General features: G+C 60.3%; 7 protein-coding genes and 1 pseudogene. 7 read left to right on the plus strand and 1 reads right to left on the minus strand.

The features are described from left to right. Positions 1–76: 76 nt before the first annotated feature. From PHU01S_RS26810 to PHU01S_RS25235, 4 genes and pseudogenes are all read left to right on the plus strand, one after another. Positions 77–393, plus strand: a pseudogene (locus tag PHU01S_RS26810) (DUF3048 N-terminal domain-containing protein); the annotation flags it as partial. Between the two features lie 138 nt (positions 394–531). Next, positions 532–915 carry a DUF3048 C-terminal domain-containing protein gene (locus PHU01S_RS26815; RefSeq protein ID WP_246029343.1) on the plus strand — a complete coding sequence of 128 codons (384 nt, stop codon included), beginning with the start codon at positions 532–534 and terminating at the stop codon, positions 913–915. A 297-nt stretch (positions 916–1,212) separates the two neighbouring features. Further along, a complete protein-coding gene (locus PHU01S_RS25230) occupies positions 1,213–1,821 on the plus strand; it encodes a DUF47 domain-containing protein (protein WP_048748988.1) in 609 nt (202 codons plus the stop codon). A 25-nt stretch (positions 1,822–1,846) separates the two neighbouring features. Further along, the gene (locus tag PHU01S_RS25235) at positions 1,847–2,848 is read left to right on the plus strand and encodes an inorganic phosphate transporter (protein ID WP_021881925.1); all 1,002 of its coding nucleotides are present in this window, start codon (positions 1,847–1,849) and stop codon (positions 2,846–2,848) included. A 93-nt stretch (positions 2,849–2,941) separates the two neighbouring features. On the opposite strand, the gene PHU01S_RS25240 is transcribed toward PHU01S_RS25235, so the two are convergent. Beyond that, complete coding sequence (locus tag PHU01S_RS25240; RefSeq protein WP_218032505.1) at positions 2,942–3,391, minus strand: hypothetical protein; 450 nt, start codon at positions 3,389–3,391, stop codon at positions 2,942–2,944. A 745-nt stretch (positions 3,392–4,136) separates the two neighbouring features. On the opposite strand from PHU01S_RS25240, the gene PHU01S_RS25245 reads away from it, so the two are divergent. From PHU01S_RS25245 to PHU01S_RS25255, 3 genes are read left to right on the plus strand one after another with little or no spacing between them, the layout of a single operon-like run. Beyond that, the gene (locus PHU01S_RS25245) at positions 4,137–4,427 is read left to right on the plus strand and encodes a YerC/YecD family TrpR-related protein (protein ID WP_021881922.1); all 291 of its coding nucleotides are present in this window, start codon (positions 4,137–4,139) and stop codon (positions 4,425–4,427) included. A 53-nt stretch (positions 4,428–4,480) separates the two neighbouring features. Then, positions 4,481–5,314 (plus strand): sirohydrochlorin chelatase, encoded by an 834-nt coding sequence (locus PHU01S_RS25250; protein WP_246029342.1) that lies wholly within the window; start codon positions 4,481–4,483, stop codon positions 5,312–5,314. 3 nt (positions 5,315–5,317) lie between these two features. Continuing rightward, positions 5,318–6,235 carry a diacylglycerol kinase gene (locus tag PHU01S_RS25255; protein ID WP_127510458.1) on the plus strand — a complete coding sequence of 306 codons (918 nt, stop codon included), beginning with the start codon at positions 5,318–5,320 and terminating at the stop codon, positions 6,233–6,235. The last annotated feature ends 195 nt before the right edge of the window (positions 6,236–6,430 follow it).

Genomic DNA, 6,430 nt, shown 5'->3' on the forward strand with positions numbered 1-6,430 from the left:
GGCCGGGCCGGGCGCGCCGCTGACGGGACTGCCGCCGGCGGACGGAGCCGCCCTGACGGAACGGCCGTACGCGGTCATGGTCAACAACTTCTCCGCCGCTCGCCCCAGAGCGGGCTGACTCATGCCGACATGCTGTGGGAGGTGCTCGCCGAGGGCGGCATCACGAGGCTGATCGCCGTCTTCCAAAGCGATGCCGGCTACAAGGGAGCCGTCGGCCCGGTCCGCAGCATCCGCCCGTACCTGATCGATATCGGGGAGTCGTTCCATGGCGTCCTCACCCATGCGGGCGCGAGCACGGATGCCTACGACATCCTGCAGCATCAGGGCAAGCCGTATCTCGACGAGATATCCAATGCGGGCGGCTACTACTGGCGGGACAAGACGCGCAAGGCGCCGCACAACCTGTACACCGATTTGGAGAAGATCACGAAGATCGCCGGCCGCAAGGGCTACCTGAAGTCGGCGGGAGGGCCTTCCTACACCTTCTCCTCGAGCCCTGCGGTCGATGCCGCCTCTCCTGCGGCCACCTCCGTGGAGCTGAAGTTCCAGCTGCAGAATTACAAGGTTTCCTATGAGTACGATGCCGGCTCGGCAACGTACAAGCGCTTCATCGACGGCAAGCCGCATGAGGACAGGGAGACCAAGGAGCAGCTCTCCGCCGCCAATCTCGTCGTCATCGGCGCCAAGCACCGGGCGTACGACGATTACGGCCGGCTGGAGGTCGGCCTGAAGGACGGCGGGCCGGCGCTGCTCATCCAGCGCGGCCAAGTCATGGAGGCGCAGTGGAAGCGCGGCGCGGACGGCTCGTTCCGCCTCGAGAAGGACGGGCGGGAGCTGAGCTTCGTGCCGGGCAAGACGTTCTGGCATGTCATGCCGCTCGATCCTTCGCTTGAGGGCCATGTCAGCTACAGCTAGCTTCATTCGATCTTCATCGTCCGGGAGAGAGCATCCTGTCATCGGACCTTCTGAACGCCGGAGCGGATTTCCCCGCCCGGCGTTTTCGTTCTTCCTTTTTCGGCATAGGAGCGGAAGAAAGGGGAAGACTGGGAACAAGCGAAAAAGGTCGAACGTTGTCGAAAAAACGACAATTTCGTGTCCGGCGGCCCGTTTTCGTTTACAAATTCTTTACAAGATGCGGAGCAACTGTGATAAGATTAGTTCGGCCCAAATTGGGCAGGCAGCATCATTTTCCTGAAAGCAAAGGGGACGAACATGGCCAAGAAGAATATTTTCTTCAAGACGCTGGAAGAGATGGCGGACACAATTGTCGAATGCGTGGAGTATTTCGCCCGCGGTGTCGAGGATTTGACGAATGTCGGCGAGTTTGCCAAGGTGATGAAAGATTACGAGAGCCAGTGCGACCGCTATACACATACGATCATTACGGAGCTGAACAAGACGTTCATTACGCCGATCGAGCGCGAGGACATCATGGCGCTGACGACGGCTCTCGACGATGTCGTCGACGAGATCGAGGCTTGCTCCTCCCGCTTCGAGATGTACCAGGTTACCGACCATGACGAATACATCCGCCTGTTCGCAGACAATCTGGTCCGCAACTCGCATCAAGTCAAGAAAGCGATCTACCTGCTGTCCCAGAAAAAGCTGCTTGCCATCCGCGAGCCGAATATCGCCATCAACGAGCTGGAAAATCAGGCCGACGATCTGCTGCGCGTCTGCATCAAGGCGCTGTTCGCGAACGTCAAGGACCCGATCGAGCTTATCAAGCGCAAGGAACTGTATGAAATGCTGGAGCAGACGACCGATTACTTCGAGGACGTCGCCAACACGCTTGAAACCATCATCATGCGTAACAGCTAATAGGATAGGGGACTAACCGCAGCCCATGGATACTACATTTGTCGTCATGATAGCGGTGGTGTTTCTGGCGTTGGCATTCGATTTCATCAACGGATTCCACGACACGGCCAACGCCATCGCCACCTCGGTCTCGACCCGGGCGCTCAAGCCGCGCGTAGCCATCATCATGGCCGCCGTCATGAACTTCGTCGGCGCGCTCAGCTTCACCGGCGTCGCCAAGACGATCGGCGGCAGCGTCGCCGACCCGGCCAAGCTCGCCCACGGCGAGCAGATCGTCATCGCGGCGCTGCTCGGCGCCATCATCTGGAACCTCGTCACCTGGTGGTTCGGCATCCCGTCGTCCTCCTCCCATGCGCTGATCGGCGGCCTGGCCGGCGCAGTCATCGCGGCGGACGGCTTCGGAGCCATCAACGCAGGCGGCTTCACAAACATCATCAAGGGCCTGATCTTCTCTCCGTTCATCGCCTTTGCGATCGGCTTCACGCTCATGTGGATCCTGAAGCTGATCTTCGCCAACGGCAACCCGCATCAGCTCAACAAGGGCTTCCGCACGGGCCAGATCATTACGGCTGCATTCCAGTCGTATACGCACGGCACCAACGACGCGCAGAAGGCGATGGGCATCATCACCTTCGCGCTCGTGGCCGCAGGCATCCAGGACCACCTGGAGGTACCGCTGTGGGTCAAGCTGTCCGCAGCGACGGCGATGGCGCTCGGCACGTCGGTCGGCGGCTGGAAGATCATCAAGACGATGGGCACCAAGATCTTCAAGATCGAGCCGATCAACGGCTTCGCGGCCGATCTCGGCTCTGCCGCCGTCATCTTCACCGCGACGCTGATCCACTTCCCGGTCAGCACGACGCATGTCATCACGTCGTCCCTGCTCGGCGTCGGCAGCGCCAAGCGCTTCGCCAACGTCAAGTGGAGCATGGCGGGACGCATCGTCATTTCGTGGATCATCACGATTCCGATCGCGATGGGCCTGTCCGCCGTCATGTACAAGATCATCGAATGGATCTTCCTGTAGGCGCATTGGACGGCTCCTCTTCATCCTGCAAGGCAAGCAGCCCGTCCGGACCGCTTCAAGCGGCCGGGCGGGCTGTCTTTTGCCCTGAACAAGTTATTCATCAAACTTCTGTCTGCGCCCTTTCCGGCGCCGGCGGCTGCGGCTGCGCGGGCCTTTGGCGTAACCGCCCTTGCCTTTGCGGGAGCCGGACGGACGGCGTTTCTTGTTCCTCCTTCTTTTTTTCGATGGTTTCCAGTCGTCGTCGTCCAGGTTCACCAGCTTGGATTTGTCCGAGCCCTTCTTGCCGAACGATCCCATCATGACCTTCACCAGCGGAGCCATCTGCTGGACGCTGCCGATGATCTTCTGGGCTTTGGTCATCGTGCCGAGAATGCCGTCGAGGCCGCCGATCCGGTCTACGAAGCCTTTGAGATCCGACAGCTTGTCGAGCGAGAACAGGCTGCTCTTCTTCTCGACTGCGGGAGCGGCCGCTTCCAGCGTGGCCAGCGGTCCGATCGACGTCGCGGGACCGGACGGCATCGCGGAAGGGAACGAGGACGGCATCGGAGCGAAAAGCGAATGCTGGGGCATATGCTGAAAAGGGAACGAATCGCCGAGGCCTGGGAAAATGCCTCCCTGAGAAGGCGGTCCGGAAGCAGGTGTGTTGCGCTGGCCGGATGGAGGGTAAGAATTCGGGTTCACTTGCAATCACATCCTTGGTATGAGGCGGATTTATTCCGCTTTTGTTACAGTGTATGGAATAGGCGGGCGTAAGGTATGGACGATAGCCCGGTTTTTGCCGAAAAACCCATGGGGGGATGCCTGCAGGAAATTCCCACGGGAAAGGAGAGCTTCTGGTCCTGCGGCATCGAGATGCTCAGGAACAAAACGGGGATTCATTGGCTGGTGCGGGCAGGTTCCGTTGGGACCGCATCTCCAGACTCATTGGAAGGGACTCTTTGCCTTCTCCCGATGACAGCGGCGGCCAGCCGGAAGCATCGGCCGTAATCGAGCGTTACGTTGGAATTGAGCTGCGAACGGAATGTGCCGCGGCGCGGCCGTTATGGAGGTCGTGAAAGCCGCCGTTAGGCAGCGTTTAGGCAGCATAAGACAAGGCTTGCCGAGGGAGGGCTCCGCCGCGGAAAAAGAGCTGTTTTCGACGATTTATTCCGATAGCGTTTTCATTTTTCTATTGTCCTCTAAAGCGTGAACACGGTGACTGGTTGTTTTCTTCGCCGTATCCCTTTAGAATGAAAGGTAGCGACACTAGCCAGAAAGTCAGCGATACTCTTACCGAGGTGAAGGATTAATGCAGCTAAAGAAGCTGAACGATAAAGCAATCGACCAATTATTCGAAGCGGTACTCACGCTCAAGAGCGTGGAAGAATGTTATGTGTTTTTTGACGACCTGTGCACAGTCAACGAAGTCCAGTCTCTCTCGCAGCGCCTGGAAGTCGCTCGCATGCTGGGCAAGGGAAGCACGTATAACCAGATCGAAGCCGAGACGGGAGCGAGCACGGCGACGATCTCGCGCGTCAAGCGCTGCCTGAACTACGGCAATGACGGGTACAAGATGACCCTCGACCGCCTGAACCGCTAATGAGCTCCGCAGGCCGTCATATTCCGCTTGGCAGTCCGGAGGGGGAGCGGTCCTTGCAAGCATCGGCGACGCCATCATCCTCTTTTCCTTCCCCGATTGTCCGTCCCGGCATTCTTGTCATCAGCCACGGCTCCCGCGACGGGGGCTGGGTGGCGCTCGTGGACGAAGCCGTCGAGGCGGCAGCGATACGACTTCAGCAACCGGCCGGCTCTGTGCCGGTCGTTTCGTCGTTTCTGGAGATCGTGGAAGGGCGCCTGATCCAGGACGGGGTCGACGAGCTGCTGGAACGCGGCGTCACGGATATTTTCGTGCTGCCGCTGTTCGTTTCGTCGGGAGCGACGCATGTCGACGACATCATGCAGGCGTTCGGCCAGCCGCCGGCGGGGCTTAGGGAGGGGGAGCTCGAGGTGTTTCATGTCGGCGGCGCCCGCATCCATCCCGGCCGGCCGATCGACGACGAGCCGGAGATTGCGGAGCTGCTGCTCGCGAACATCCGGGAGCTCTCGCGCGATCCGGCGAGCGAGGCGCTGCTGCTGATCGGCCACGGCTCGCGCGAGCCCGTGTTCCACGGCCGCTGGCGCGAAGGGATGACCCGGATGGCGGAGCGGATCCGGGCTGCGGGCGGCTTCGCCCGCGCGGAGACGGCGATGCTGCTGCCGGATCAGGCGGCGTGCAAGCTGTCGGCGATGCGGCGCAAGCGGCCGGATGAGCGCGTCATCGTCGTTCCGCTTTTTCTTAGCCAAGGATATTTCACAACCTCGGTGATTCCCGGACGCCTGAGTGAGTTAGAATATGAATATAATGGTCGGGGGATGCTCCCGGATGAAGCGGTCGTCCGCTGGATGCAGCGGCAGATGCTGCAGTGGCTGGAACAAGCAGGAGGATGAAGCATGAGCAAGACGTACAAGAGAGCCCGTCTGATCTACAATCCGACTTCCGGGCGCGAAGAGATGAAGAAAAGGCTGGGCGATATCCTCACCATGCTGGAGCGCGGGGGCATCGAGACGAGCACCCACGCCACGGCGGGGGAGGGCGACGCCTCCATCGCGGCGGCCGACGCGGCTGACCGCGGCTTCGACATGATCATCGCCGCCGGCGGAGACGGCACGCTCTACGAGGTCATCAACGGCCTCGGCGAGAAGGAGAACCGCCCGCCGCTCGGCATTCTGCCGGTCGGTACGACCAACGACTTCGCCCGGGCGCTCGGCATACCGCGCAACCTGGAATATGCGTGCGAGCTCATCACACGCCAATATGCCCGTCCCATCGACGTCGGACGCGCGGGCAAGAAGTACTTCATCAATATCGCCGGCGGCGGCTCCATGACGGAGCTCACCTACGAGGTGCCGAGCAAGCTCAAGACGCTGATCGGGCAGCTGGCCTATTATATGAAGGGCCTGGAGAAGATGACGCGCCTGCGCGCCACCGAGGTGTTCATCCAGGCGGAGGGCATCCCGGACATCCATGAGGAGATCATGCTGTTCCTCATCTGCAACAGCAACTCGGTCGGCGGCTTCGAGAAGCTGGCCCCCGACGCGAGGCTGGACGACGGCCTGTTCGAGGTCGTCGTGCTCAAGAAATGCAACCTGGCGGAGTTCATCCGCATCGTCACGCTCGCCCTGCGCGGCGAGCATTTCAACGACCCGCATCTGATCCACTTCAAGACGCCTCGCATGCAGATCACGACGCCGGACTATGTCCAGCTCAATCTCGACGGCGAGTACGGCGGCACGCTGCCCTGCACGTTCACGATGCTTCCTTCGCATCTGAATATCTTTGTGGACCAGGATGGGAAGGCTAGCTACTAGGTAGTTGTGGATGCTGAAGATCAAAAGCAGCCTCCGAAGCCGGAAGGTCATTGGAGACGCCGAAAGGTCATTCGAATTGCCGCAAGGTCGTTCCGATCGCTGTTGAAGCCCGGGTTTCTGGATTTGATTCCCCCCTTGCACTTCGGTGGCCGATGTCGCCACAAGTCCATGAAAAGAGCGCCAGACATCATTGGG

Source organism: Paenibacillus humicus NBRC 102415 (genome assembly GCF_004000905.1).
Taxonomy (GTDB): Bacteria; Bacillota; Bacilli; order Paenibacillales; family Paenibacillaceae; genus Paenibacillus_O; species Paenibacillus_O humicus.

What these genes read in the sequence shown, in the direction of transcription:
- PHU01S_RS25230 (WP_048748988.1), top strand. Translation starts at nt 1,213, where the DNA reads ATGGCCAAGAAGAATATTTTCTTCAAGACGCTGGAAGAGATGGCGGAC.
- PHU01S_RS25235 (WP_021881925.1), top strand. Translation starts at nt 1,847, where the DNA reads ATGGATACTACATTTGTCGTCATGATAGCGGTGGTGTTTCTGGCGTTG.
- PHU01S_RS25240 (WP_218032505.1), bottom strand. Translation starts at nt 3,391, where the DNA reads ATGCCGTCCTCGTTCCCTTCCGCGATGCCGTCCGGTCCCGCGACGTCG.
- PHU01S_RS25245 (WP_021881922.1), top strand. Translation starts at nt 4,137, where the DNA reads ATGCAGCTAAAGAAGCTGAACGATAAAGCAATCGACCAATTATTCGAA.
- PHU01S_RS25255 (WP_127510458.1), top strand. Translation starts at nt 5,318, where the DNA reads ATGAGCAAGACGTACAAGAGAGCCCGTCTGATCTACAATCCGACTTCC.